18 protein-coding genes are annotated in these 25872 nt (G+C 58.4%); 15 read left to right on the top strand and 3 right to left on the bottom strand.

What is annotated here, in order from left to right; genetic code table 11:
- Window positions 1-74: 74 nt before the first annotated feature.
- The 13 genes from N1030_RS13655 (at window position 75) to N1030_RS13595 (ending at window position 19380) form a co-directional block, all read left to right on the top strand.
- Window positions 75-1190 carry a radical SAM protein gene (locus N1030_RS13655; RefSeq protein ID WP_265826029.1) on the top strand — a complete coding sequence of 372 codons (1116 nt, stop codon included), beginning with the start codon at window positions 75-77 and terminating at the stop codon, window positions 1188-1190.
- A 218-nt stretch (window positions 1191-1408) separates the two neighbouring features.
- On the top strand, window positions 1409-2593 hold the full coding sequence (locus tag N1030_RS13650) for a glycosyltransferase family protein (RefSeq protein ID WP_265826028.1): 1185 nt from the start codon (window positions 1409-1411) through the stop codon (window positions 2591-2593).
- A gap of 3 nt (window positions 2594-2596) precedes the next feature.
- On the top strand, window positions 2597-3859 hold the full coding sequence (locus tag N1030_RS13645; RefSeq protein ID WP_265826027.1) for a glycosyltransferase: 1263 nt from the start codon (window positions 2597-2599) through the stop codon (window positions 3857-3859).
- Window positions 3860-3891: 32 nt separating this feature from the next.
- On the top strand, window positions 3892-5040 hold the full coding sequence (locus N1030_RS13640; RefSeq protein WP_265826026.1) for a glycosyltransferase family 4 protein: 1149 nt from the start codon (window positions 3892-3894) through the stop codon (window positions 5038-5040).
- Window positions 5037-5657 (top strand): histidine phosphatase family protein, encoded by a 621-nt coding sequence (locus N1030_RS13635; RefSeq protein ID WP_265826025.1) that lies wholly within the window; start codon window positions 5037-5039, stop codon window positions 5655-5657. The genes N1030_RS13640 and N1030_RS13635 overlap by 4 nt, the downstream gene beginning before the upstream one ends.
- The gene (locus N1030_RS13630; protein WP_265826024.1) at window positions 5657-6895 is read left to right on the top strand and encodes a glycosyltransferase family protein; all 1239 of its coding nucleotides are present in this window, start codon (window positions 5657-5659) and stop codon (window positions 6893-6895) included. The genes N1030_RS13635 and N1030_RS13630 overlap by 1 nt, the downstream gene beginning before the upstream one ends.
- Complete coding sequence (locus N1030_RS13625; protein ID WP_265826023.1) at window positions 6892-7683, top strand: polysaccharide deacetylase family protein; 792 nt, start codon at window positions 6892-6894, stop codon at window positions 7681-7683. Before N1030_RS13630 ends, N1030_RS13625 begins: the two co-directional genes overlap by 4 nt.
- Before the next feature lie 82 nt (window positions 7684-7765).
- Window positions 7766-8497 (top strand): ABC transporter permease, encoded by a 732-nt coding sequence (locus N1030_RS13620; protein WP_265826022.1) that lies wholly within the window; start codon window positions 7766-7768, stop codon window positions 8495-8497.
- An 85-nt stretch (window positions 8498-8582) separates the two neighbouring features.
- Window positions 8583-9437 (top strand): class I SAM-dependent methyltransferase, encoded by an 855-nt coding sequence (locus N1030_RS13615; RefSeq protein ID WP_265826021.1) that lies wholly within the window; start codon window positions 8583-8585, stop codon window positions 9435-9437.
- Window positions 9438-9462: 25 nt separating this feature from the next.
- On the top strand, window positions 9463-10248 hold the full coding sequence (locus N1030_RS13610; protein ID WP_265826020.1) for an ABC transporter ATP-binding protein: 786 nt from the start codon (window positions 9463-9465) through the stop codon (window positions 10246-10248).
- Window positions 10245-15416 carry an FtsX-like permease family protein gene (locus tag N1030_RS13605; RefSeq protein WP_265826019.1) on the top strand — a complete coding sequence of 1724 codons (5172 nt, stop codon included), beginning with the start codon at window positions 10245-10247 and terminating at the stop codon, window positions 15414-15416. The genes N1030_RS13610 and N1030_RS13605 overlap by 4 nt, the downstream gene beginning before the upstream one ends.
- Entirely contained in the window at window positions 15413-17389 is a 1977-nt protein-coding gene (locus N1030_RS13600; RefSeq protein ID WP_265826018.1) for a DUF6785 family protein, read from the top strand. The genes N1030_RS13605 and N1030_RS13600 overlap by 4 nt, the downstream gene beginning before the upstream one ends.
- A 35-nt stretch (window positions 17390-17424) precedes the next feature.
- The gene (locus tag N1030_RS13595; RefSeq protein WP_265826017.1) at window positions 17425-19380 is read left to right on the top strand and encodes a peptide transporter; all 1956 of its coding nucleotides are present in this window, start codon (window positions 17425-17427) and stop codon (window positions 19378-19380) included.
- Window positions 19381-19461: 81 nt separating this feature from the next.
- On the opposite strand, the gene N1030_RS13590 is transcribed toward N1030_RS13595, so the two are convergent.
- Genes N1030_RS13590 through N1030_RS13580 form a run of 3 tightly spaced genes read right to left on the bottom strand, consistent with a single transcriptional unit; the run spans window position 19462 to window position 22488 of the window.
- The gene (locus N1030_RS13590; protein ID WP_265826016.1) at window positions 19462-19794 is read right to left on the bottom strand and encodes an STAS domain-containing protein; all 333 of its coding nucleotides are present in this window, start codon (window positions 19792-19794) and stop codon (window positions 19462-19464) included.
- On the bottom strand, window positions 19785-20213 hold the full coding sequence (locus N1030_RS13585; protein ID WP_265826015.1) for an ATP-binding protein: 429 nt from the start codon (window positions 20211-20213) through the stop codon (window positions 19785-19787). Before N1030_RS13585 ends, N1030_RS13590 begins: the two co-directional genes overlap by 10 nt.
- Before the next feature lie 28 nt (window positions 20214-20241).
- A complete protein-coding gene (locus N1030_RS13580; protein ID WP_265826014.1) occupies window positions 20242-22488 on the bottom strand; it encodes a SpoIIE family protein phosphatase in 2247 nt (748 codons plus the stop codon).
- Window positions 22489-22620: 132 nt separating this feature from the next.
- On the opposite strand from N1030_RS13580, the gene N1030_RS13575 reads away from it, so the two are divergent.
- On the top strand, window positions 22621-25140 hold the full coding sequence (locus N1030_RS13575; protein WP_265826013.1) for an ABC transporter ATP-binding protein/permease: 2520 nt from the start codon (window positions 22621-22623) through the stop codon (window positions 25138-25140).
- Window positions 25115-25648: a cyclic nucleotide-binding domain-containing protein gene (locus N1030_RS13570; RefSeq protein ID WP_265826012.1), complete on the top strand. Its 534-nt coding sequence runs from the start codon at window positions 25115-25117 to the stop codon at window positions 25646-25648. Before N1030_RS13575 ends, N1030_RS13570 begins: the two co-directional genes overlap by 26 nt.
- Window positions 25649-25872 lie beyond the last annotated feature (224 nt).

Below are 25872 nucleotides of genomic sequence, written 5' to 3'. Positions count from 1 at the left end.
ATACTCTGGTCATTCGTCCGGAATTTGTTCACGCCGCTTTCCGAAATGACACCTCTCCATCATCAGGAATGCATATGACAGCGCCCACACGCCACATCATCTGGAACATGACCAGAAAGTGCAACTTCAGTTGCCACTATTGCTATTTCCCCCATGACAATTCCCCGGTCACAGAAACGCTCCCCATCGAGAAGCTGCTGAATTTCATGGACGCCCAAGGCGGGGAGTGGCTGGTGGGACTGACCGGAGGCGAACCGTTCATCTACCCTGACTTCGTCAATATCTGCGCAAGATTAACAGAACGTCACATCATCGGTGTGGACACCAATCTGAGCGTCAGCTCCAGAATCGCAGAATTTGCGCAGACCATTGACCCCAAACGGGTGCATGACATCTACGCCTCGCTGCACATTGAAGAGCGCCGCAAACGCAAAGGCGTAGACGCCTTCATACGCAACTATCACACCCTGAAGGAGAGGGGCTTCCCCATCATCGTCAATTACGTGGTGCACCCGTCACTGACAAAGCAATTCCTTGAAGACAGGGAATTCCTCGCCGCGCAAGGCGTGACCATCGTGCCGCGCCCTTTCAAGGGACGCATAGACGGGCGCAAATATCCCGAAGCCTACAATGACGAAGCCAAGGCCATCTTCTCGGAATACACGGAGGCCGGAACCAAAATGGTCTTCAATTTCAGGGGAGTGCCGTGCCACGGGGGCTACACCTTTCTGCGCCTCGAGCCGGACGGCACTGTTTTCCGCTGCCCTGGAGACCGGACGGACATGGGCTCGGTAGGCGGAAATGTGCAGCTCGAAAAAGGGCTGACACCCTGCAAGGTGGACCGGTGTCCCTGTCAGGGTGTGCATTACGTACAGATGACTGAAGCGCAGGAACAGTTTGTCGAAGGAATGCGCAATGTCGTGACCGGCAACCTGAATGCCGCACGCCAAGCTTTCTCACATGCCACAGATCATGATCCCACACATTCTGCGGCGCTGAACAATCTCGGGGTACTCGCCGCAATCGCGGGAGATACAGAACGCGCCAGAGAGCTTTTCGCCAAAGCCCGCGCGCAACATCCGCACATCGCCCTCTATGGCCGCAACACGGACTGTCTGTCATCGGCAACCTGCACAGCCGATGCTCTCGAATACTGCGACATTGTCGCGCCGGACAAGACAGCTGGCTGAAGCAGATTCACAGCACGTCTGTTGCCAATGCATCCACCTGCCGCATCCTGTTTTGCTTGCAGTAACGCATTCACTCAAAGCCCCTACATTATAACGATATTCGTTATGTTTTTTCTATCAGACTGTGTTACAGAACACGTAAGCAGTATTATTTCGTGGCCCCCACCTTCTGCTCGCAAACGTCTGCATTGCGGCCATGATACCCAGAGGATTCCCCCATGCCAGACACTTTCAATATCCTGATGTACTCGCACGACACATACGGACTGGGTCACATCCGCAGAACCATGGCCATAGCCCGCCATCTGCTGGATACGGACGTCAACATACTCATCCTGACGGGTTCCCCCATTGTAGGCCGGTTCGCCTTCCCCACGGGCATAGATTTCGTGCGGATTCCCGGCATGATCAAGCAGTCCAACACGATTTACACGCCACATTCCATCAAGGTTAACCCCCAGCACGCGTTGGACATCCGGCAGGAAATCATCACCGCCACTGCCAAAGCCTTCGACCCCAGCATGTTCATTGTGGATAAGGTGCCTGTGGGCCTGAAGGGAGAGGTGCGCCCCATACTGGAATGGTTCCGCACATCCCGCCCAAGGACCAAGGTCATTCTGGGCCTCAGGGATATTCTGGATGATGCGAAATCCACCAACGAGGAATGGGTTCAAAAAAACTACTTCAACGTGCTGGATGAGCTGTATTCCGAAGTCTGGATATACGGCAACCAGTCCTTCTACGACCCCATCAAGGAATACGGATTTCCGGACAATATCGCCGAAAAATGCATCTTCACCGGCTACATTCCCCGCAGCATTCCCACCGGCAAGTTCAACGTGAAGCAGCTTGGAGGCAACGGCAAGCCGGACACCGCCAAGCTTGTGGTCGTAACCGCCGGAGGCGGCGGCGACGGCTACCAGATGCTGGACTGCTATCTGCGGATGATTGAAGAGAACGGCTCCGTACCGTTCCGCTCGCTCCTGATTTCCGGCCCCTTCGCTCCTTCGGCCCAGCAGGACGAACTCGCTGCGCGGGCACGCAAATGCGGCGTGGCCTTTTCCACCTTCCAGAAACGCATGGAAAAGATCATCGCCACGGCAGACGTCATCGTCAGCATGGGCGGCTACAACACGGTGTGCGAGATCCTGTCCCTCAAGAAGGTTTCGCTCATCATACCACGGGAAAGCCCAAGACAGGAGCAGCTCATCCGCGCCAAAGTGCTCAAGAAAGCCGGACTGGCCGATTATCTCAAGTGGGATATGCTGGAACCTGCAGCGCTCAGAAGAAAAATCGATGCCCTGCTTGAGGCTCCCCAATCCTATTCCGAGGCCATCAAGGACTTCCCCATGACCGGACTCGACGTCATGCGCTCCCGACTCTCAGCGTTTCGCAAGGAATAACGAATGCCCGAACAGACCAAACGTCTCGGTATGGTGCTCAAAGGCTACCCCCGCATCTCCGAGACGTTCATATCCAATGAGATACGAGGCTTGGAGAAAAACGGTTTTGCCGTGCACATTTTCTCCATGCGCAAGCCGCGCGAGAATTTCACCCATGAATCCGTCAGGGACATACAGGCCAGGGTCACCTATCTTCCGGAATCCATGCTCTGGGGACTGCCCGCGCTTGTCTGGAACACTCTGGCCTACGCCTGCTCGCACCCCAGACGCTTCACCAGGGGACTGCGCATGCTGGGCTCGCGCTTCGCCGGAGCGCCCAAAAAGCACACGTGGCTAAAACATTTCATGCAAGGTTGTTTTCTGGCCAACAAGGCGCAAGGACTGGAGGTGGCGCACCTGCATGCCCACTTTGCCCACACGCCAACCACGGTCGCACTGTATGGCGCACTATTTCTGGACATTCCGTTCAGTTTTACAGCCCACGCCAAGGACATCTACACACAGGCACCCGAACGCATCCGCGAAAAACTGGCACTTGCCCGCTTCGCAGTGACCTGCACGGGATACAACAAGCTATTTCTCGACACCCTGACCGAACGTCCGGAACATATTCATAAAATCTACCACGGCATTGACCTTTCGCTTTTCAATGGCGCAGCCGCCCTGCGGGAACAACAGCCCGCCGAGCCGCCCTACCGCATCATGACGGTGGCCCGCTTTGTGGAAAAAAAGGGGTTGCCGGACATTCTGCACGCCCTCGCACTGCTGAAAAAGGAGGGGCTGGATTTCCGCTACGCCCTCATAGGCGACGGCGCAGACCGCAAACAGCTCAAACAGCTGGTCGACAAGCTGGGACTGGACAATGAGGTGGAGTTCACCGGCACAATTGCGCATGACCAGGTACTGGAATATTTCCGCACGGCCCAGGCTTTCGTGCTGGCCTGCATGGAAGCAAAGGACGGTGATCGCGACGGCATTCCCAACGTTATTGCGGAATCCATGGCCATGGGCGTTCCCGTCGTGTCCACCAACGTTTCCGGCGTCCCCGAACTTGTGGAGGACAGGGTGACCGGCATGCTTGTTCCCAGCCGCGACGTTGAGGCCATTGCCGAAGGCATCCGCAGCATACTGACGGACGCGGAACTGCGTCGGCGTGTCATTCCGGCCGCCCGCGACAAAGTGCACGAGGTCTTTGACAACAGCGTACTCATCGGCAGGCTGGGCGACATTTTCGCCGACAACGACGTACCCCGCTCCGCCAACTGAGGCTCCGGCTCTCCGCTCCGAGGAACACGATCATGCGCATGGCATTCTGCACTCCCTTCAAACCGCTGAATCATCCCCGCACCTCCGGGGACGTGACCATTGCGCAGGATCTTTTCGACTACTTCGCCGGACATGGCCATAGTCCGGCAACGGTGCCGCACCTCTCAACGGACTGGATATGGAAGCAGCCCGCCAGATGGCCCGCCTATCTGCGCGCCCGCAGCGCCGTCCGCAGATTGTGCGACAGCGGCAACGGCCTGCGCCCCGACCTGTGGTTCACCTACCACAGTTATTACAGGGCGCCGGACCTGTTCGGCCCCATGGCCCGCCGCATGGGCATTCCCTATGTCATCTTTGCCGGTGCCCACAGTCCCGGACGCAGGGAAACGTGGAACACCCGCCCCGGCTATTGCCTGAACGTGCATGCGCTGAAAACGGCCGATCACGTTTTCACCAACAAGCAACGCGATCTGACGCCCCTGCTCTCCCTGCTGCCGGAGAACCGCATCACCTTTGTGCCGCCGGGGATACGGACCGAGCGGTTCAGTTTCAACGCTGAGCAACGAGAAACCCTGCGGGCCGAATGGCAGGCGCAAGGCCGAACGATAGTCATGACCGCCGCCATGCTCAGACCCGGCGTGAAGGCGGAAGGTGTGGAACACGTCATTACCGCCTGCGCAGCACTCGCCCGTCAGGGCAGGGACATCATGCTCGTTGTGGCCGGAGACGGAACGGAACGGGAACGGCTCGAAGCAATGGCCGGGGAGCTTCTGCCCTCCCGCAGCCTTTTCCTCGGCATGGTCGACAGGTGGAACCTGTACGGTGCCTACAGCGCCGCTGACCTGTTTGCCTTTCCCGGCATCAATGAAGGGCTCGGCATGGTCTATCTGGAAGCACAGTGCTGCGGCCTGCCCGTCGTGGCATGGGACCATGACGGCGCGCCCCAGATGGTGGAACACGGAAAAACCGGTTTCATCACCCCCTCATACGATGGCGAAGCCTTTGCCCGTGCCATCGGCCTGCTGGCAGACAATAGACAGACCCGCACGACCATGGGGGAGGCGGCCCGCAAACATGTACTCGCTCACCATGACCTGAACGCCAACTACGGCATGGTTGAAAAGCGCATGTTCGACATGCTGAACACTTCTTCGCCTGCAACACGGGAAAACACCCGATGACGTACGTTACTGATTTCGGCCTGATACGACACGGCCAAACCACATGGAACGCAGAAAAGCGCATACAGGGCCAGACAGACACGGCCCTCTCGGCAGCCGGCATCAGGCAGGCTGAAGCATGGGCCGCATCGCTTGCGCAGCACGGCTGGACCCGCATTCTGTGCAGCGACCTGAAACGCTCCATGGATACCGCCGCCATCATAAACAACCGCCTCGGCACGCTGCCCATAAGCGCAGATCCGCGTCTGCGCGAACAGGACTGGGGCAGTTGGGTGGGCCGTACCGTCAAACAACTGCGTGCGGACGAACGGGGAGAAGTGGAGCGTCAGGAAGCCGCAGGCTGGCACTTCACCCCCACCGGAGGGGAAAGCCGCCTTGCCCTGCTGCAACGGACCATGGATGCGTTACGCGATTGCGCAGCGCAACACCCTGATGAGCGCATTCTCGTTGTCACGCACCTTGGCTGCATCAAAGCCATCGCCGCCTTTCTCGCCGAGTCACAGGCAGGGCGGGCGGAATCGCCGGAACAGCCCCAACTTCCGGGCAAGTACGGCCTACATCGCATCCGTTGCGCCGAAGGCCGCTTCTCCATCATCGAACTCAACGGAGCCCTGTAATGCGCATTCTCCACTACTGCCAGCATGTTCTCGGCATGGGCCACTTCTTCCGCAGTCTGGAGATAGACAAGGCCCTCCGCGACCATGAGGTCACGCTCGTTACCGGCGGCATGCCTGTCGGGGCTTCCCTGCCCCCCCATGTCCGGCACGAGGAACTGCCCCCGCTCATGATGGACAAGGACTTTTCCCGTTTTGTCTGCATGGGCGGCTACGAACCCGGCGAGATAGATCCGGAAAAGGAACTGGACCGCATCCGCACCAACCGTGCGAACCGCCTGCTGACGATTGTTGAGCAGGTCCGACCGCATATTTTTCTGGTGGAGCTGTTTCCTTTCGGCCGCAAACAGTTCGGTTTCGAACTGCTTCCCGTGTTGGAGCGGGCACGCAACGGTGAATTCGGGGCCATGAAGTGCCTGTGCAGCCTCAGGGACATTCTGGTGGAAAAAGACAATCAGGAGGCCTACGAAAACCGGGTACTTTCCATACTCAACCCGCTTTTCCACGGAGTGCTTGTCCATACGGACCCGCACGTGGTGCGGCTGGAAGAGACCTTTGCCCGCACGGCAGATATCGCCGTGCCGGTGCTGGACACAGGCTATGTAACCCCGCTGCCCGAAAAGGAAAAAGAATATGGTGCCGCCTTCCGTAACACGCAGAACCTGTCCGGCGACATGCCCTACATCGTGGCCAGCGCAGGAAGCGGCAGTGTGGGATACGACCTGCTCAAGGCAACCATACTCGCCTCATGCGAGCTGGCATCCAGTCTGCCCCACAGACTGCAGGTCTTCACCGGCCCCTTCATGGACCAGCTCCAGAAGAACCTGCTGAAACAGGCGGCAAAAGACGTGTCGCACATAGCGCTGGACGAATTTACCGACAACTTCATGCAGTACCTGTGCGCAGCGGACCTTTCCGTCAGCATGGCAGGCTACAACACCACCATGAATCTGCTGGCAGCCGGCACATACGGACTGGTGCAACCCTTTGACCAGAACAGGGAACAGCGCATGCGCTCGGAACGCCTTGCAGCGCGGGGAGCGCTGAGCGTACTGGAGCAGGAAGACCTTGCCCCGTCCACTCTGGCCGCCCGCATGCGTGATGCCTTGCAAAGAAAAGACAGGCCTGCCCCCGTGCAGGTTGACCTGAACGGGGCACAACGCACAGCCGCGTTTATCGAGCAGCTTTTTGCACCGGCCGAACCCCGCAATGCGCAGAGGCATGCCGGAGGGCGTGCATGATTGCCACTCGCCCCTATGTCTCCGCACTCTGGACGCAACAGCCTGGTGATCTGCCCCACAGGCTGGAGCAAGCCATCGCCAGCGGCATCCAAGCCTGCGACGGCACCCCTGCGATGTTTTTCCGTGCCGACGACATAGGCGTTCCCTCGGCTCTCTTTTTTGCCATGACCGATGCCTTCATGCGCCATGGCGTTCCGCTGGGACTTGCCACCGTGCCCGTATGGCTGACGGCGTCCCGATGGACCGCCATGCAAGAACAACTCGGCGGCAGACAGGATTTGTGGTGCTGGCACCAGCACGGCTGGCGGCACTGCAACCACGAGCCGGAGGGCCGCAAATATGAGTTCGGCCCCTCCCGCCCCCACGCCGCCAAGAAACAGGACATCATACGGGGCAGACAGCGCCTCGCCTCCATCATGGGAGAAGAGCTCGTTCCCCTGTTTACCCCGCCGTGGAACAGGGTGGACGCCGACACTCTGCATATCCTGAAGGAGCAGGGATACTGCGGCATTTCCCGAACCACCGGAGCCCGCCCCCCTGCGCCCGCAGGATTTACGGATGTCGGCGTCAACGTGGACCTGCACACCAGACGGGAAGAAACCCCGGCAGAAGGTTGGAAAGCCTTTCTTGATGAACTAACGCGGGCACTTGCAAGCGGCTCCTGCGGCATCATGCTCCATCATCAACGCATGAACGCCAATGCAGTTGCCTTTCTGGACACCCTGCTGTCTCAGCTCGCACAAAACAACAGCCTTAGCCTTGTTCATATGCATGAGGATATGGCATAATTGCCCCATATCCCCATACCGGAAAAATGCCGGAGTCTTCATTGCACCGGGGCTGCATACAGCAGAACAGGAAGCGAATGCCATGCAGAACATGAACAGCGACGCACAGATACGGCGCGGCGAAATACGGCGGCAGATCGTGCTGCCCTTCTCCAAATCCCTTGAAATAGCTTTCAAGAGCCTGAAGGTGCGCTTCTTCCGCTCGCTCATCACGGTGGGCAGCCTCATGCTTGCGGTCTCGTTTCTGGCCTACGTGCTCGTCAATCTGGATATCGCCACCGGCATCTACACGCAGGCCGCCCATGCGCAGGGGCACAGAAGCGGCATGATTTCCAGCATGAACCCCATGGTCCGCCAGTTGGTCAAAGCGGGCTATGTGGTGAACGAGGAAGCGGGCACCGTATCCGCCGGGGCCAAGGAACGCTGGATTGTCATTCTTTCCATGCTGGTCTGCACGGTGGGCATACTCAATGCCCAGTTCATGTCCGTGACAGAGCGCTTCCGTGAAATCGGCGTCTACAAATGCCTTGGGGCACTGGACGGCATGATTCTACGCCTTTTTCTGCTGGAGGCAGGCATGATGGGGTTTGCGGGCGCTCTTGCAGGCGCCCTGCTGGGACTCGTTTTTGCCCTTGCCGGAGGTGCTTTCAGTTTCGGGTTTACGGCCTTTGCGGGACTGCAGTGGCAGGCTGTGCTTCTGTCACTGGCCCAATCCGTTGGTGCAGGCGTCACGCTCAGCCTGATCGGTGTTTTTTATCCGGCGCTTCTGGCCGCGCGCATGCGGCCCATTATCGCCATCAAGGCAGAACACTAGGGACTTCCAACAGGCGTGACGACCAACGATACCATAAACTGACGATTCCATCTCCGCCACTGCGGAGTGCCATACGGAGCCTGCCATGCACACACAAAACCAACGCCTTCTTGCTGCGCTGGGCTACCTGTTGCGCAAGCCGGTCAAGGCGCTCAAGGCCATTCATCGGGACAGGTTTGCTGCCCGCTACTGGGAAACCTACGTGGCGGAACGATATGCGGCCTCCCCTGCTCTCGCAAAAGGCCTGCCGCAAGTGGATATACTGGACCTGTTTCCGGAGTTCGAGGAAACCGTGACCCCCTTCGCCATGCTGGAGGCATCGGCCACCCCCATGGATGTGGCCCTGCTCAAACAGCTGGCACAGCGCTTCGAGCATTGCGACTATCTGGAAATCGGCAGATGGCGGGCCGAGTCTCTGGTCAACGTGGCCTCAGTCTCACGCTCGGCCGTATCGCTCAGCCTTTCGCCGGAACAGATGCACCAAACCGGTTTTGACCGGACCATGATCGGGCAGGACGGCTTTTTCATAAACAGAATGGCAGCTACCCCCAACATCGAATGCATCGACTGCGACACGCAGACCTTTGATTTCGCCTCGCTTGACCGAAAGTTCGACCTCATTTTCGTGGACGGCGATCACCATTCGGCCGCGGTCAGGCAGGACACGCGGAATGTGTTCAAGCTGCTGCGCGACGAACGCTCCGTCATTGTCTGGCACGATTATGCCGAGTCACCGGAACGGGTGCGCTGGCCCGTGTATGCGGGCATACTGGACGGATGTCCCGAGGAACTGCGCGGCAACCTTTGCCATGTTTCCAACACGTTGTGCGCCCTGTTCACACGGGAGCCCCTGAACACGCAGCACAGATCGTTTGCCATGACGCCGCAATCATCCTTCGAAGTCAGCCTCCGCGGGCGCAGGCTGCCGCCTGCCGGTTAACAACGTACAGCAAAGAGAGCAAGTAATGGAACACGGACGCACCATAGTACGGGTCGTAGGCGTGCGGAAAACCTTCCGCATGGGCAAGATCGATGTGGAAGCGCTCAAGGGCGTAGACCTTGAGGTCTACGCGGGTGAGTATATCTCCATCATGGGCCCATCCGGTTCCGGCAAGTCCACCCTCTTCAACATGATCGGCGGACTGGATAAACCCACTGAAGGCAAGGTCTTCATCGACGAAGTGGATATCTCGCAGCTGGATGCCTACGAACTGGCGTGGCTGCGCAACCGCAAGATCGGCTACATCTTCCAGACCTTCAACATCATTCCGGTCATGACCGCGCTGGAAAACGTGACCCTGCCCATGACCTTTGCCGGTATGAACAGCGAGGACGCCACCCAGAAGGGGCTGGAACTGCTCAAGCTCGTGGGGCTGGAAAAACGCCACCAGCACAAGCCGCTGGAACTCTCCGGCGGGCAGCAACAACGTGTGGCCATTGCCCGCGCCCTTGCCAACGATCCGGCCATCATCCTTGCGGATGAACCCACGGGCAACCTTGACCTCAGCACCGGCGAAGAAGTGATCTACCTGCTCAAGCAGTTGAGCAAGCAGCGCGGAGTAACCGTCATTTCCGCGACCCACGACTACAAGATGCTCAATGTCTCCGACCGCGTGGTCTGGGTGCAGGACGGACGCGTGGACCGTATTGAACACCGCGACGAACTGAATATCTCCATCGGCGCCATCGGCGAAAAGGAGCCGGAACAGGAACAGCAACCTCCGGACAGCACAGGCGGTACCCCGTCATGACCAGAGGCCGCTTCACATATGCCCCGCACCCCGCGCTTGGCAGAACGGTTCTGACCGCTCTGCTCTGTCTGATGTGTCTGGGCAGCCTCTGCGCAGCGCCTGCGCAGGCTGTGGAGCGGCTTGATGTGGAGCAGACCGTGCGGGCACTGGCCTTTCTGGAAGACCGGTCCACCGGTACGGCAGGCGCGGAGCTTGCCGCGGAGCTTATCGAGCGGGCCCTCGAAACGGCTTTTTCCGGTGGCATGGCGCATCATGAGAAGGTGCAGACAGGCCGCCAGAGCTTCACCGTTCCCGTGCAGTTGCACGAAGGCAGCAGCATACTCCTTCCGGAAGAACCACTGGCCGTTCCGCATGCCCTGCACCCGCTGCGCATGAATGCCCTTGCCACAGGCACCATCAGACCGGAGGGACTCACCGGCAGGGCTCTCTATGCCGGTAGCGGCGCCTTGCGAGAATTCAACGGCATGGACGTGGCCGGAGCCGTGGTCCTCATGGATCTTGCTTCCGGAAAGAACTGGATAAACGCGGCCATGCTGGGGGCCGGAGCCGTCATCTTCATTGACGGCAGCAATGAGAACGATGCTCCGCAACGCTATCTTTTCAACAACAAGTCCGAGCAGACTCCCATCGCCTTTCCGCGATTCTGGATGTCGGTCGCGCAGGCCGAAGAGATCTTCGGGCCGCTGGAAATTCTCAACGATCGCAGGCCGCTGGTGGAACTGCATTCCCGGACCACCTGGACCAACACCACGGCGCAGAACGTCTGGGCCTTCATTCCGGGCACGGACCCCACCTCGTATGGTGAATACATGCTGGTGCAGGCCTTCTACGACTCAACGGCCTTTGTACCGGGCCGTTCTCCCGGCGCGGACGAGGCCGTCTCCGTAGCCAGCCTGCTGCATCTGGCACAGTCCCTTGCGGCCACACCGCCCAAGCGCTCCGTCCTGCTGCTGGCCTCTTCCGGCCATGCGCAGTCCGTTGCCGGTTCCCGGGCCCTGACGTGGACCCTGACGGGCAGCGACAAGGAATTCAAACAATTGCAGCAGCGGTTCATCGAGCGCAGGGATGATGCCCAACGCACTCTTGCCGTGCTGGATCTGCCTGATCCTCTCGCCGTCAGCGAGTCGCAGGAAGCCGTGAACTCGGGTGATGCCGAACGCCTGCGCACCGCCCTCCATGCCACAGTCAAAACGGTCATGGACCAACTAACCACAGAACTCATGCGCCTGCGCCTTGCCGCCCAGTCTGAGCGTGACAGTGCCCGTATAGCCGAGCTTAGCAAACGGCGCCTCACACTCAGAAACCTTGTCTGGGTGGCGACACCGCAACACAATCCGTCAACCATGGACGCCACGGAGCGGGCAACTCTGCAGCCCATGCTGGGGCAGACCCGCCGGACGCAGGCCGCCATTCTTGAAGACGCCATCCAGCAGCTTGGTGTGGCGGAATCAAACATCACCCTGCGGCAGACGCTGGATGGCATGACCATGCGTGCGGGATTCAGCCTGCATCTTTCCAGCCATGGCGACGGCATCGGAGCCTTTGAACGCGGCTGGCTCTATGACCTGAACGACAGCGTGAACCGCACCCGCTTCTTTGCGCCCATAGGCGACGCCATCGCCGCAGGCGCTAAGCAACTCGGCAAAAACGGCAGCCTGTGGCAGGCAACGCTGCGTCCCGACAGAAATCATCCGTGGCAATCCTATCTGCCGGATAAACCGGCCCTTGCCAGCGAACCGCTGGCTCTTGCAGGGTTGCCCATGGCGAGTCTGGCCACCCTGAACGACCTGCGCGCAGACTGGGGTACCCCCAACGACATTCCCGCCCGTGTCAATTTCGCCTACGCACGCAGACAGGCGGAAAGCGTCGTCGCCATGATACGCCATCTGGATACCGTGCCCCTTCCGCCCGCCAATGCCCCGCAATCCGGCTTCGCCATTCTGGAGGGCAGGGCCAACCTGCAGCGTCAGGGCGAACTGTTTCCCGATCAGCCTGCACAGGGCACGGTCGTTCTCACCTTCCTCGGCAAACAGCCGTTTTACAGCATGGTCGACACGGCAGGCACGTTCAGGACTGTCGGCCTCGCAAACCGCAACTTCACCGTGCATAAAGCCATCATCGAGGCCTTCCGCTTCGATCAGGACACGGGGCTTGCCGTCTGGGCCGTGGACAAGCCCAAGGTCGGCAAGGACAACTACCGCGTCAAACTCGGCCGCCGGATCACTAAGACCGACCTAGTGCTGTTCGGCTGCACCCAGACAACGCTGTTCAACATGCTGGAACCGCGAACGCTGGACTACCTGTACCGCTCCGAAATCATAGATGCCCGTTCGGAGTCCCAGCCGCTTCGCTACTGGTACAGCCGCATGGATACCCGTTCCTCAACGCTGGCAACGCTGTTTCTGGAACCGGACGTACCCTTCAAGCTCACCCTCTCCGATACGGTGCTGGGCAAGAAGATGCTTCTGCTGAACACCAGCACCACGTCCCCCATGGGCAAAGGCTTTCCCGTCAGCAAATGGCCCACCGTGCCGCTTACGGAGTTCCGCGCCGCCACGGACATGTGGAACCTGCTTACCCCGCGCATCGGCAACCTTGAGGAACACGGCATCATCAACGACCGCATCCGCTCCCTGCACAGCAAGGGCGAAGCAGCCATGCGCAAGGCCGACGAAGCGCTGCGGGACAAGCGCTGGGACGACATGTTCGAAGCCTCCCGTTCCGCACTCGCCTATGCCTCACTGGTTTACAACGATGTGGATACCACCCAGCGCGACGTACTGACGGGCGTGCTCTTCTACATTGCCCTCTTCGTGCCTTTTGCCTACTGCCTTGAACGCCTGCTCATCGGCGCAGTGACCATACACCGGCGTATCATCGGCTTCTGCGGCGTACTGCTGGCGACCATTGGCGTCATCTACGCCGTGCATCCCGCATTTCAACTGACCTACAGCCCCGGCGTGGTCATTCTGGCCTTCTTCATCATGGGCCTTTCCACCCTTGTGTCGCTGATCATCTTCTTCCGCTTCGAACGGGAAATGGTGGAACTGCAACGTCGCTCACTGCATCTGAAATCCTCAGAAATTAGCAAGTGGGCGGCCTTTGCGGCGGCCATGGTCATCGGCGTTTCCAACCTGCGCAGACGCCCCGTGCGGACAGCCCTGACCATCGCCACGCTGGTTATTCTCACCTTCACGATCATGAACTTCACTGCAGCCAAAAGCATCCGGAAGGAAGGCTGGGTTTCCTTCAGGAACGACGCCTCCTACCACGGCCTCATGATCAAGAAGCTGCGCTGGGCCACCCTACCGCCGGAAACCATGCAGGTCATGGAAGACATGCTCGGCTCCCCTGAACAGGCCGCCCCGAGGGTCTGGTATGAAACCAGCGAACAGACCAGCCCACCGGTCATTCCCCTGCATAGCGGCGGCAAGGACACCGTGGCCCGTGCCATGATAGGCCTGCCTCCGCATGAAGGAACAATAACGCGCATACCGCAAGGCCTTATGGCCGGAGAATGGCTGCGCCCCGAAGACCGTTTTGCGGTGATCCTTCCGGAAACCATTGCCGCCAGACTGGACGTGCGCATGCCGGAATCTCCCGATGCTGCCCCCCCTGCGGTGACCATATGGGGCCAGCAGTTCACCGTGCGCGGCATCATCCGCGATGCGGCCCTTGAAGAGCATCCGGATCTCGACGGCGAGATGATCACCCCCATTTTCTACCCCAACGAATCCGCATCCCGCCTCAGCGAGGTGGAGGCCGAAGCCATTGCCGAAGGGGAGGACATCCTCCGCTACGACTCACGGTATGTCCATGTGAACAGTAAGGACACCATCATCGTTCCCGCCCCCTCCCTGCTGGCCGCGGGCGGCTCGCTGAAGAGCGTGGCCTTCCGTCTCGGTGAAGGCGGGATCGTGCCCCATGGTCCCATGGCCGGTCATCCTTCGCACACCTTGCACACCCCGAGAATGCATGCGCCGGTCAACGGCAGAACACCATCCCCCATGGTGGAAAACGGGGCAGAAAGCATGGCAGGCACACCCGACATGACAAGCGGCATGATGCATGTTGCCGGGGAACTGGGCGACCGGCTGGGCACCATGCTCTTCCGCGGCGACGGACGCGGCACGGCCCTGTTTTTTGCCAGCAACGCCACAAGCTATGCGGGTATATCCAACATTCTCATCCCGCTGGCCATTTCCGTACTCATCGTGTTGAACACCATGATCGGTTCCGTGCATGAACGCAGGGGCGAAATCGGTGTATACACCTCCATCGGCCTTGCGCCTTCGCACGTCTCCTTCCTCTTCGTGGCGGAAGCGCTGGCCTTTGCGGTCATCAGCGTGGTGTTCGGCTACCTTGTGGCGCAGGGAGCTGCCGCCCTCTTCGCGGGCACCCCGCTCTGGGAAGGCATGACCGCCAACTACTCCTCCACGGCCGGTGTTGCAGCCATGCTCATCGTCATCTCCGTGGTGCTCATCTCGGTCATCTATCCCTCCAAGATCGCATCGCGCATCGCCATTCCGGATGTCTCCCGATCATGGAAGCTGCCCGAACCGGAAGGGGACAAGATCATTCTGGCCCTGCCCTTCCTCATCAAGACAGCCGAGCAGGCCTGCGCGGGCGGCTACCTCATGGATTACTACAACGCCCACGCGGACATCTCGCACGGCGACTTTTCCACTGAAAATCTTGCCTGCACATTCATTCCGCCCGAAGACCTCCCCGGTCACGGCATTCACGCCAAATCCGGTCAGGAACTCATTCATGAAGACGTCTGCTTCCTCATGGACCTGAAGGCGTGGCTGGCTCCCTTCGACTTCGGCGTACGCCAGACCGTCAAACTGGTCTTCTGCCCCTCGGATACCTATGCGGGATTCAAGCAGATACAAGTCATCCTCACCCGCGAAGCCGGTGAAAAAATGATCTGGCGCAACCTCAACAAACGTTTTCTGGACGGACTGCGCAAGCAACTGCTCGTATGGCGTTCATTGGATGACGAGGCACGGCAACTGTATGAAGCCGAGCTGGCGACGATCATCGGCGATGCCGTAAACGCCTCGGTCATGACCGATGTGCCAGCAGCCGATGGTCTGCATGAACATACGCTCAGGGCACAGAACAACGATGCCGACGGGCCTGACCACAAGGAGGATGTCGCATGAACGGGCTGCGCATCCACTCTCTGCTGCTGGGCATGGTGCTGGCCCTTGGCCTGTGCGCCGCAGGCCCCTTCAATACCGCATGGCTTGCCGGGACGCCTCTGGGCGGCGGACACTTCCCCCTTGCTCCCTTTGCCCTCTCGCTCATCCTTTTTGCCGCCACCATGATCGATGCGCGCCTGCGCAAGGTCAAACCCGCCATCAACGGCCTTGAACAACTGGTCATCTGGCTATTCATGGTGGTGGGAACGGGCATAGGCTACGCAGGGCTTGTGGAAACCTTTTTCCTGAACATCACCGCCCCCGTGCACTATGCCAAAGACGAGCTGAACTGGGTGAAGGCCCTTGCCCCCTATCTGCCGGATGCATGGTACCTGCATGACCCGGCCGCCGTGAAAACCCTGTACAACGGTGTGGCGAACGGACGCGGCATGCCGCTGGCCGAGGTGGCCACCCGGGTGCCGTGGGGCGCTTGGCTGCCGGTATTGTTCCTGTGGAGCGCCTTCATTCTGCTGGCCTATGCCACCATGCTGTGTATCGTGAACCTGTTCGGCAGGCAGTGGGTGGAAAACGAACGCGTCAACTTCCCCCTGCTGCGAGTGCCACAACTCATGGCTGAGATGCTCGACAACGGCAAACTGGGCGACTTTTTCACCAACCGCTACCTGCTCTGGGGTGTGGCCATTCCCGTAATGCTGCACGGCCTGAACGGGCTGCACCAGCAGCTGCCTTCCGTACCGGAAGTGCCGCTGCTCATGCTGGCAGGGAAATACTTCCCCAAATTCGGGCTCTTTTCCGGCTTTCACAAGCTGAAGCTCTACATTGTTCCCGCCTTCATCGGCTTCGCATTCCTGACCACGCGGCAGATCGCCTTCAGCTTCTGGGTGTTCTACCTGCTCGGGGCCCTGTTCATGGGCGTACTGTATGTCTTCGGCCTTGAGGTACCGGAAGCCGCCATGGGCATCACCTTCGGTCCCAACCTTGCCCGCCCTGCGGAAGCGCAGGTCATCGGCGCCTATTTCATCTTCTTCTGCTTCATGCTCTGGCTGGCACGGGCGCATATCGCCTCCGTGGCCCGTTCCGCACTGACCAACCCCCTTGCCCCCATCCGTTCAGGCGAGTTCATGTCCGCCGGTCTCTCCTTCTGGGGGGCTCTGACCGGGACGGCCGCAATGTGCATCTGGTGTCTGTCCTTCGGCATGTCCGTGGCAGGATCGGTGCTGCTGCCCGCAACCTTCTTTGTAGTGCTGCTCGTTACCTCACGCCTCATTGCACAGGGCGGCCTGCCGCAGTTCATGCTCTCGGCCAGCCCCGTGGACAGCATCACAGGGCTGTTCGGCTCGCGTCTTCTGGGGCCAGCCGGTCTGGTCACCGGCGTTGTCATGCAGAAAGTGCTGTTCCTCGACATTCAGGAATCACTCATGCCAACGCTGGTGCACGGTGCCAAGGTGGCAGAAGGCATTCACAACCGCAGGCGCTTCATCATTGCGCTGGGCATCTTGCTGGTGCTCTGCGTGTGCACGGCCTTCGCCTCCATGCTGGTGCTCTGCCACAAGGTTGGCATACGCGACCTCAAGCTAGACTGGGCGGCTTCGTCCACGGCCTCGGTATATGACAGCGCCGCACGGCTCATATCCAGTCCCGTGGGGCCCAACCTTTGGATCAGCATCTTTGCGGGTCTGGGGGCTGTCATCATGCTGCTGCTGGTGCTGGGCTATTACCGTTTTCACTGGTGGCCGCTGCATCCGCTGGGCTTTCTGGCCGCCTACAGTAAAAGCATGCGCGTGCTGTGGTTCTGTTTCCTCATCGGCTGGCTATGCAACTATCTGGTGCTGCACTACGGCGGCACCCCGCTTTACCGGAAAGTACGCTTCTTCTTCATGGGACTTATCGTCGGAGATATTCTGATGGGCGGCATCTGGGCCGTGACGGGCTACCTGAGCTCGATACACTACAACGTCTTCCCGCTGCCATAGAACCGGACGCCCATACGCAAGAGCTGGAGCCTGTTATGTATATGGATAAGGAACTGCAGGAATATCGGGACCTGATGAAGCCTCCCACGACCTTCGAGGAAGGGTTCGACTGGAAGGCCATTGTCGGTGCCATTTTCATCGGCTTTCTGATGATGCCCGGCAGCATGTATCTGCAACTGGTCATCGGACAGGGCATCGGTCCCGCCGCACGCTGGGTGACGATCATCCTCTTTGCCGAGGTCGCCAAACGTTCCTACACCGAGCTCAAGCAGCAGGAAATCTTCCTGCTCTACTACATGGCGGGTGCCGCGCTCGCATCGCCTTTTTCAGGGCTGCTATGGAACCAGTACCTTGTGCAATCGGATGCGGCCAAGGTGCTGGGGCTGACGGAATTCATCCCCACATGGGTCGCGCCCCAGCCGGGATCGGAATCCCTGCTGGAACGCACATTCCTGCACCGCGACTGGCTTATCCCCATTCTGCTACTCGTGGGCTCGCAGATCATCCAGCGCATTGACCACTTCGGACTGGGCTATGCCCTGTACCGCATCACATCCGACGTGGAGAAGCTGCCCTTTCCCATGGCCTCGGTAGGCGCGCTGGGCACCATGGCCCTCGCCGAATCAACGGAAGACCGCAAAACCGGCTGGAAATGGCGCGTGTTCTCCATCGGCGGCATGATCGGCCTTACATTCGGTGCCATCTATGTTCTGCTGCCCGCTGTTTCCGGGTTGATTTTCGAACAGCCCATACGGCTTATTCCCATTCCGTGGGTGGAACTGACCAGACATACAGAGGTCATTCTTCCTGCCGTGGCCACGGGCATCATGCTTGACCTCGGGCTGGTTTTCATCGGCATGGTGCTGCCCTTCTGGGCTGTCATGGGCGGGCTTATCGGCCTCATTATCACCATTATCCTGAACCCAGTTCTGTACGAACACGGCGTTCTGCACCGCTGGCATCAGGGCATGGAAACCGTGGAAACGGTGTTTGCCAACAACTTCGACTTCTACATGTCCTTCGGTATCGGGCTCGGCCTTGCCATCGGCATGATAGGCATCTGGAACGTTGCGCGCTCCTTCGTCAAATCCAACGGGGGCGTGGACTTCTCGGCCCTGTTCAATCCGCCCCCCGGTCGCGGGGACATAAACTTCTGGCTGTCCATCGCCATCTACATTTTCTCCACGCTGGCCTATGTGGGGCTGTGCATATGGCTTGTGCCGTCTTTTCCGTGGATATTCTTCCTGCTCTACGGCTTTGTGTACACGCCCTTCATTTCCTACATCACGGCCCGCATGGAAGGCATTGCAGGGCAGTTCGTCTCGCTGCCGCTGGTGCGGGAAGCCGGCTTCATCGCAGGCGCAAAGTACTTCGGCTACCATGGCATCGAAATCTGGTACGCCCCCATTCCGGTTCACAACTACGGGGAGGCCACCGTGCATTTCCGGCAGATCGAACTGACGGGCACCAGTCTGAGGGGCATCATCAAGGCCGAATTCGTGGTCTTCCCCGTGGTCATGATCGCCTCGCTCTTCTTCTCTCAGTTCCTGTGGCAGCTCGCACCGCTGCCGTCTTCCAACTTCCCCTATGCGCAGGAGCTGTGGCACCTGCAGGCCCTGAACTCGCTGCTCATGCAAACCGCCACGCTGGACGGTTCCTCCCTCTTCTACGAGGCGCTGAACGGCACCATAGTCTTTGCAGGACTCGCACTCGGCGTAGCCATGTACAGCGTGCTCATCACCCTGGGGCTGCCAGTGCTGCTGGTCTACGGCGTTGTACGCGGACTGGGCCAGTCCACGCCGCACGGTATGATTCTGGAAGTTGTCGGTGCGCTGCTGGGCAGGTTCTACTTCCTCAAGAGATACGGCCCCCGCTGGCGGCAGTATGCGCCCGTACTTCTGGCGGGTTTCTCCTGCGGCATGGGGCTGACCGGCATGTTCGCCATGGGCTGCACGCTCATTCTGAAATCGCTGGGACGTCTGGCCTACTAGGCTGAATCCATAAAAAAACCCGCCATACGGCGGGTTTTTCACATCACGACACCTGCGCGACGGCAGATGTGCGGAACTGGGCTACACGGCTGAAACTGCGTCCTCCCGCGTGGGATACATGCCGAACAGTTTGTCATATCCGGAGATCTCAAACACTTCCTGAATATAATCACGCGCACAGCAGACCGCCACGGATCCGCCTGAGGAACGCAGCCGCTGATAGGCCATAACCAGAATGCGCAGCCCGGAGCTGTTGATATAATCAAGCTCCATGAAATCGAAAACCAGATTGCTGGTGCCGTTGGCAATCAGGGACTGCACGGTCTCTTCAAGCACCTGCGTATTAGGCCCGTCCAGCCGTTCCCGCATCTCAAGCACGGTTACGTTGCCGAGCGCTATGGTATTCAGCTGCATATCGCCTCCTCCTTCAGATGCTTACCCACGACAATATGATTCATGTCGCCTTCCCTGTGATAGGTGAAGACATCCATCATCTCTTTTACCAAATGAATTCCAATGCCGCCAACCTTCTTCTTCCGTTCGCTGAACGGAACATCAAGCTCAGGCGGCCTTGCCTTTGTGCAATTGAACTTGCGCCCGTTATCAACGGTGGAAAACTCGAAGAACCGCCCCTTCAGTACATAGGAAATGGCTATGCGATGTTCCGTTCCCACATCAAAACCGTGGTCGAACATGTTGGTCAGCAGTTCATCCAGCGCCAGCGTTATGGAATAGACCTCGGCAGCGCATGCTCCGGCATTGCGCAGAACGGACTCCACCTCTGTCAGAACGGAGACAATCTCTTCCCGCGTGGTAATAACTCTGGTGTCCATGCTCATCAGCTCACACATCCTCACGCCGCTAGCGGGTCTTCTTGACAACCACAAGCGTTACGTCATCCTTCCATGAATGCCCCTGACGCCAGTCCTGCAGGGCTTTGAGCAGCGCATCGCACAATTCCTGCGCCGAAGCATCCGCACAATCCCGCATGAGTTGCTGCACGCGTTCCTTGCCGAACATCTCGCCGCTGGATGGCTGACGTGCTTCCCATATCCCATCAGTACCGATAAGAATGATATCACCCTTTATCAAGGGGTGGGATACCAGCTCCTCGTACTCCGAGTCATCAAGCACTCCCAAAGGCAGGCCACTGCCTGCCAGAGAAGAAAACGCATCCTCCGAAGCATGGTAGACAATTGCCGGATCATGCCCCGCCCTGACCCAGGAGACCGTATCCGCCCGCTTGACCAGCTCCATTCCGAAAAAAGTCATGAAGCGTCCGGAGCCATACACATCCTTGGCTAGCATACGGTTCACCCGCTCTATCCTGTCAGCAAGGGAGATGCTGCCGCATTCAGCCTGACCGCGGATCAGGGCGCGTGCCGTTGTCATGAGCAACGCCGAAGGGATGCCATGGCCGGAGACATCGCCCACGGAGATGGTCAGAACGCTCTCTCCGTCGCGGACAAGCGGGAAGAAATCGAAAAAATCACCGCCGGTTTCATCGCAATACTGGCTCACCCCCACGATCTCCCATCCCGGGAACAAGGGGTTCACCCGCGGCAACAGATTCTCCTGCACCTCACGAGCAATACCCAATGCCTGTCGCGTGGAGACGAGCTCTGCCAGTTGCGGACCGATATCATTGAATGCCTCTATGACCGTATCGCGCTCATCTCCCGTACGAAGCCCCATCCTTGCTTCAAAGTCGCCGGCGGCAAGACGTCGCGCCGTAGCGATCATTTGGTACATGGGCCTGGTTATGACATTGCTGGCGAACAACGCTGCAAAAAAAGCCAACAGGGCAGTCAAGAGGACAGAGGCACTGGCTATACCCCGTTGGGTAACGGAGGCCTGCTCAAGGGCAGCCGTGATGGAATTAGGCACCCGCATGACTGAGTCTGAAGGCACAATGGCTATGATATAGCCGCTCTTGTCAGGCAGCATGGCCCATGCCCAGAGTGAATTCACCCCCTCCCACGGCATGGCAAGGGTACCTGACCCCTGTTTTTGCATGGCCTCACGCAGCATATCCTCTTCCGCGTTGACGGAGAATCGCATGCGCCTGTGCCTCCCCGCCATTTGCATAATGCCCTTCTCTTCCATGGAGGACTCGGCAATGATCTCCAAATAACTGTCTGTTCCGTTCCGAGCCGGCACGGGTACAGCTATGAGCAGGGTCGTATCATGCGACCAGCTGGACAGAACCGTGCCGCTGCCCAAAAGCTGCTCCCACAGAAAATCGATTCCCATCACTCCCAGCAGCGTGCCATCCTCAGCATACAACGGTTCAGAGCCGGTTATGGTTATACGCCCCGAGGAGGCGTCGCGGAGAGGCAGGGACCATACCATGCGGCCAGCCTGTACGGCCTTTGTATACCAGTTGCGCTTTCTGGGATCATACGCGGCAGCCAGATCACCATGTCCGGGAAAAGTCATGTGCAGGCCACTTTCAAAGCCGGCATAAACCCTGAACAGCTTGCCGCCATATAATGAGTATAACTGGAGGATATTATCCAGAACAGGAGCCAGCAAGCGGGCCTGGCGCGCCAGTGCGTCCGCGTTGGCACCCGGGGCCTTGTGAAAGGCCAGGTCGGAAAACGAAACCCACCCCGAGGCGGTTCCCATATCCGGCCGCATGTCCATGCCCATGGCATGCCCCTGCACGTCATCAGCCATCATGCCGTTGGCATCTCTGTTTTCATCTTTATTAACAGCGGGAAGGTATTGCTCATTAAAGGCAAGACCGGCTGGAAAGGGCTTTTCAGATGCATACTGGGTATCAAAAATGACGTCCCATTTTCCGGGTGCCGCGCCGGCTGCTCCGCTGCCCTGCAGATGTCTGACGGCGGCATCCGCAAGAGCCTGCAGGGCAATTCTGCAGGAAAGTTCTTCCTGCTTGAGCATCGTTGCGTAATTGCTGGCGAGGTACACCAGTTCAAGACTGGCCTGGCCGGTCAAGGTATCCCGGGTTTGCGTGAACAGGTTGAACTTCACGTCCCGGGTCAAATTGCCTACGAGCAGCATGACTGTAAGCATGGGGATCAGACAACACGAAAGAAGCCCAAAAAAGAATTTCCATCGCAAGGGAACCCTCTTGGCTGCCATGTGGATGGTTTCCTGTCGGGGAGAACTGTTGTCACTCTGCATTCCTGACCTCTCTGAGACGGAATTCCTCTTTACCTGCAAGTGCTGTCTGTTACACTACAGCATATCTTCTTCATAAGGACAGGATAAACCATGGTCACAAAACGGTCCTTATATTACTGGGTATGGTACAAGAATACCAGACTTCAGATCCTGCTGGTAGCCATAATTCTTGTTACCGTGGCCGCGCGTGTTTTCCCTTTGGAAATGCAAAAAAGGATAATCAACCAGGCCATCGGTCTCAAGGACATGGAAGCGTTGGTTCTCTACTGTCTGCTTTACATGGGAGCCGTATTTCTGGCTGGCAGCCTCAAATACGTTATCAACATCCTGCAAGGCTACATCGGACAAAAAACCCTGCTGGCCATACGCGAGCAGCTCTTTCAGCATGTCCTTTCGCTTCCCCTGCACTTTTTCCGGCGCTCATCTCCGGGTCAGGTCATTTCCAGCCTCATGTCCGAGCTGGAGCCCATGGCCATCTTCACCGGCAGCGCCTTGTCGGCCCCGCTGGTCAACATCCTTACCTTTATCGCCTTCGCGGGCTACATGTTCTGGCTCAACCCCCTGCTGGCCGCCCTTTCCATCAGCATCTACCCGCTGGAGATGGTGGTCATTCCCTTCCTTCAAAAAAAATACAACATAACCAATCGCCAACGCACCAATACCCTGCGCGAAGCCAGCGGCACAGTGGGTGAATCCATATCCGGTATTCACGAGGTGCACGGCAACGGCTCATTCCTGCTGGAAGGACGCAAGTTCGGCGGCAACATTTCCCGTCTGTATACGCAGGGGATGCGCCTGCACGTTCTGAAATTCGGCATCAAGTTTGTGAACAACTTCTTTCAGTCTCTCGGGCCGTTCATTCTCTTCATCGTGGGCGGCATCATGGCCATCAAGGGCCGCTTCGACCTTGGTGCACTGGTTGCCTTCCTTTCCGCATACGAAAAGGTCTACGACCCGTGGAAGGAGCTCATGGAGTTCTACCAGCTCTATCAGGACAGCAAGGTGCGCTACGCGCAGGTCATGGATTATTTCGACATTGAGCCTGAGTTCGAACCCCACGTGCACGAACGCCCCCCGCTGAAACTGGCAGGAAACATAGACGTGCAGGATGTCTCCTTTGTGGTTGCAGGCAACATTCGGCTTCTGGACCACATGAACGTTCAGGTGAGACCGGGCGAGCATATGGCGCTGGTTGGCTTTTCGGGCAGCGGCAAGTCCACGCTGGCAAAGGTCATTGCCCAGTTGCAACAGTACACCAGCGGCCATATCGCACTGGATGGTCACGAGGTGGGCACTCTTTCCAAGCAGGATATCGCCTGCAACATGGGCGTGGTGGCGCAGCATCCGTTCATTTTCAACGGCACGCTGTATGACAACCTGCTCTATTCCTGCGATGCCAAACTGCTGCAAAGCGGAGAATGGGATGAAACCAAACGCCCGAGCCTTGACCGGGTCATCGAAGTTGTGCAGCAGGTCGGGCTGTTCGTCGATGTGCTCAGTTTCGGCCTGCGCTCACATGTTGACGCAAAGCATGAGCCGGAACTGGTACAAAGCATCATCAGTGCCCGTGAGCAGTTCCAGCTGATCCACGGCGAGGACCTTGATCATGACATTGAGTTCATTGAGGAAAACACATTCCTTCGCTACAGCTCGCTGGCCGAGAACATAGTTTTCGGCGCTCCGGACGATCCTGATTTCACCTTCGAATCCCTGCCTGAAAACAAGCTCTTTCTGCGCTTCCTCTACGAATACAGCCTGTTCGATCTGCTGGTAAACATCGGACGGGATGCGGCGGAACGCAACGTCGAACTCATTGAGATGTCCGGCGAGAACGATGAAATCTTCGAGAACAGCATCATCCGCAAGGAAGAATTTGAACTCTATGCCTCACTGGTCGACGAGATGGTGCTGCGCGAAAAGCAGCGGGGTGAAGCCCCCTCCATTGCGCTTACGGAAGCAGAAAGCAACCAGCTGCTCAAGCTGGCATTGCGCTTCACCCCCAGCGAGCACACGCTGGTGCCCATGCCCTCCACCCTGCCCTCGCGCATACCGGAGGTACGCAAAGCCTTCCGCAGCTATGCGGAAGCCCATGCACCGGAGGCCTTCACCTTCTATTGCCGTGCCAGTTACCTCGGTTCCCTGTCGCTGGGGGACAACATCATTTACGGTCACATCAAATCCGACAGCGCAGGGGCGCAGGAACGCGTGCAGCAGAGGCTCAATCAGCTGCTGATTCTGGAAAACGCGCTGGAAAAAGTGCTGGAGAAAGGGCTGCAGTTCGATGTCGGCAGCATGGGGGACAGGCTCTCCGGCGGGCAGCGGCAAAAGGTGGCACTTGCAAGGGCCTTTCTCAAGGAACCGCCCATACTCATTCTGGATGAAGCCACATCAGCCCTGGACAACGCATCGCAGGCACGGATTCAGAACCTGCTGGAGCAGAAGTGGAAGGGCAAGGCGAGCGTCATTTCCGTTATTCACCGCCTCGACACACTGAAGGGGTATGACAAGGTGGCCGTTCTGAAGGCTGGCAAGATCATCGAACAAGGCGGCTATGAAGAGCTGCTGAACAAGAGAGGAGCGCTGTATGAGCTTATCCACAAATCAGGATAACGTTTGCGTAGAATGCGAATTCGACAAGAATCTCGAGCTGCTGCGCGACATTCCGCTCTTCTCCGCTTTGCCGCTGGAGTCGCAGCGGGCCTATGCCTATCTGTGCAAACGCATCCGCTACCAGACGAACGACCCTCTCTTCAGACAAGAAGAGGTGGATGACAAGGCCTACATCATCATCTCCGGCACGCTGCACCTTTACAGGAAGACGGCAGCCGACCCCGAAGGCAAGGTGCCTTGCGGCAGCATAGAGGCAGGGCAGTTCTTCGGCGCCATGGCCCTTGTTGCCGATGTCCGGCGGCTCTTTACGGCAAGGGCGGCCACCCCGACGATCTGTCTTGTGCTGCCGCGAAAGAAGATTCTGACCGACCTTATACAGAAGCCCGAAATTGCCACGCAATTCCTGAAAGGGCTGACCAACAGGGTCATCGCATGGGAAGAAAAGCGCCTGCAAAAACAGCAGGAAGGCGACGCATCCACAACCGAGCTCAGCATAAGCCTGATTTGACAAATCCCGACGTATTGATGCTGCTTACTGAACACAATCCTGACGGAACCGTTATCAAAACAGCGCAACAAACTGAAATCATGAAGGATTGCAACAGGGAATAGGTACTAAGAGAATCCTACTCATAATGAGCGCATAGACCTAACGATTCATGCACGTTATAACACATGAACAATGCTCTTTACTGAATCGTTCCTACCTGCCAGCTGTTAGGTTCAAGATAA

Origin of the sequence: Desulfovibrio mangrovi (assembly GCF_026230175.1) — a bacterium.
In the GTDB taxonomy this organism is placed as follows: domain Bacteria; phylum Desulfobacterota; class Desulfovibrionia; order Desulfovibrionales; family Desulfovibrionaceae; genus Halodesulfovibrio; species Halodesulfovibrio mangrovi.
Note: the sequence above shows the minus strand (reverse complement) of the source record. Positions and strands in the feature narration are given on the sequence as shown.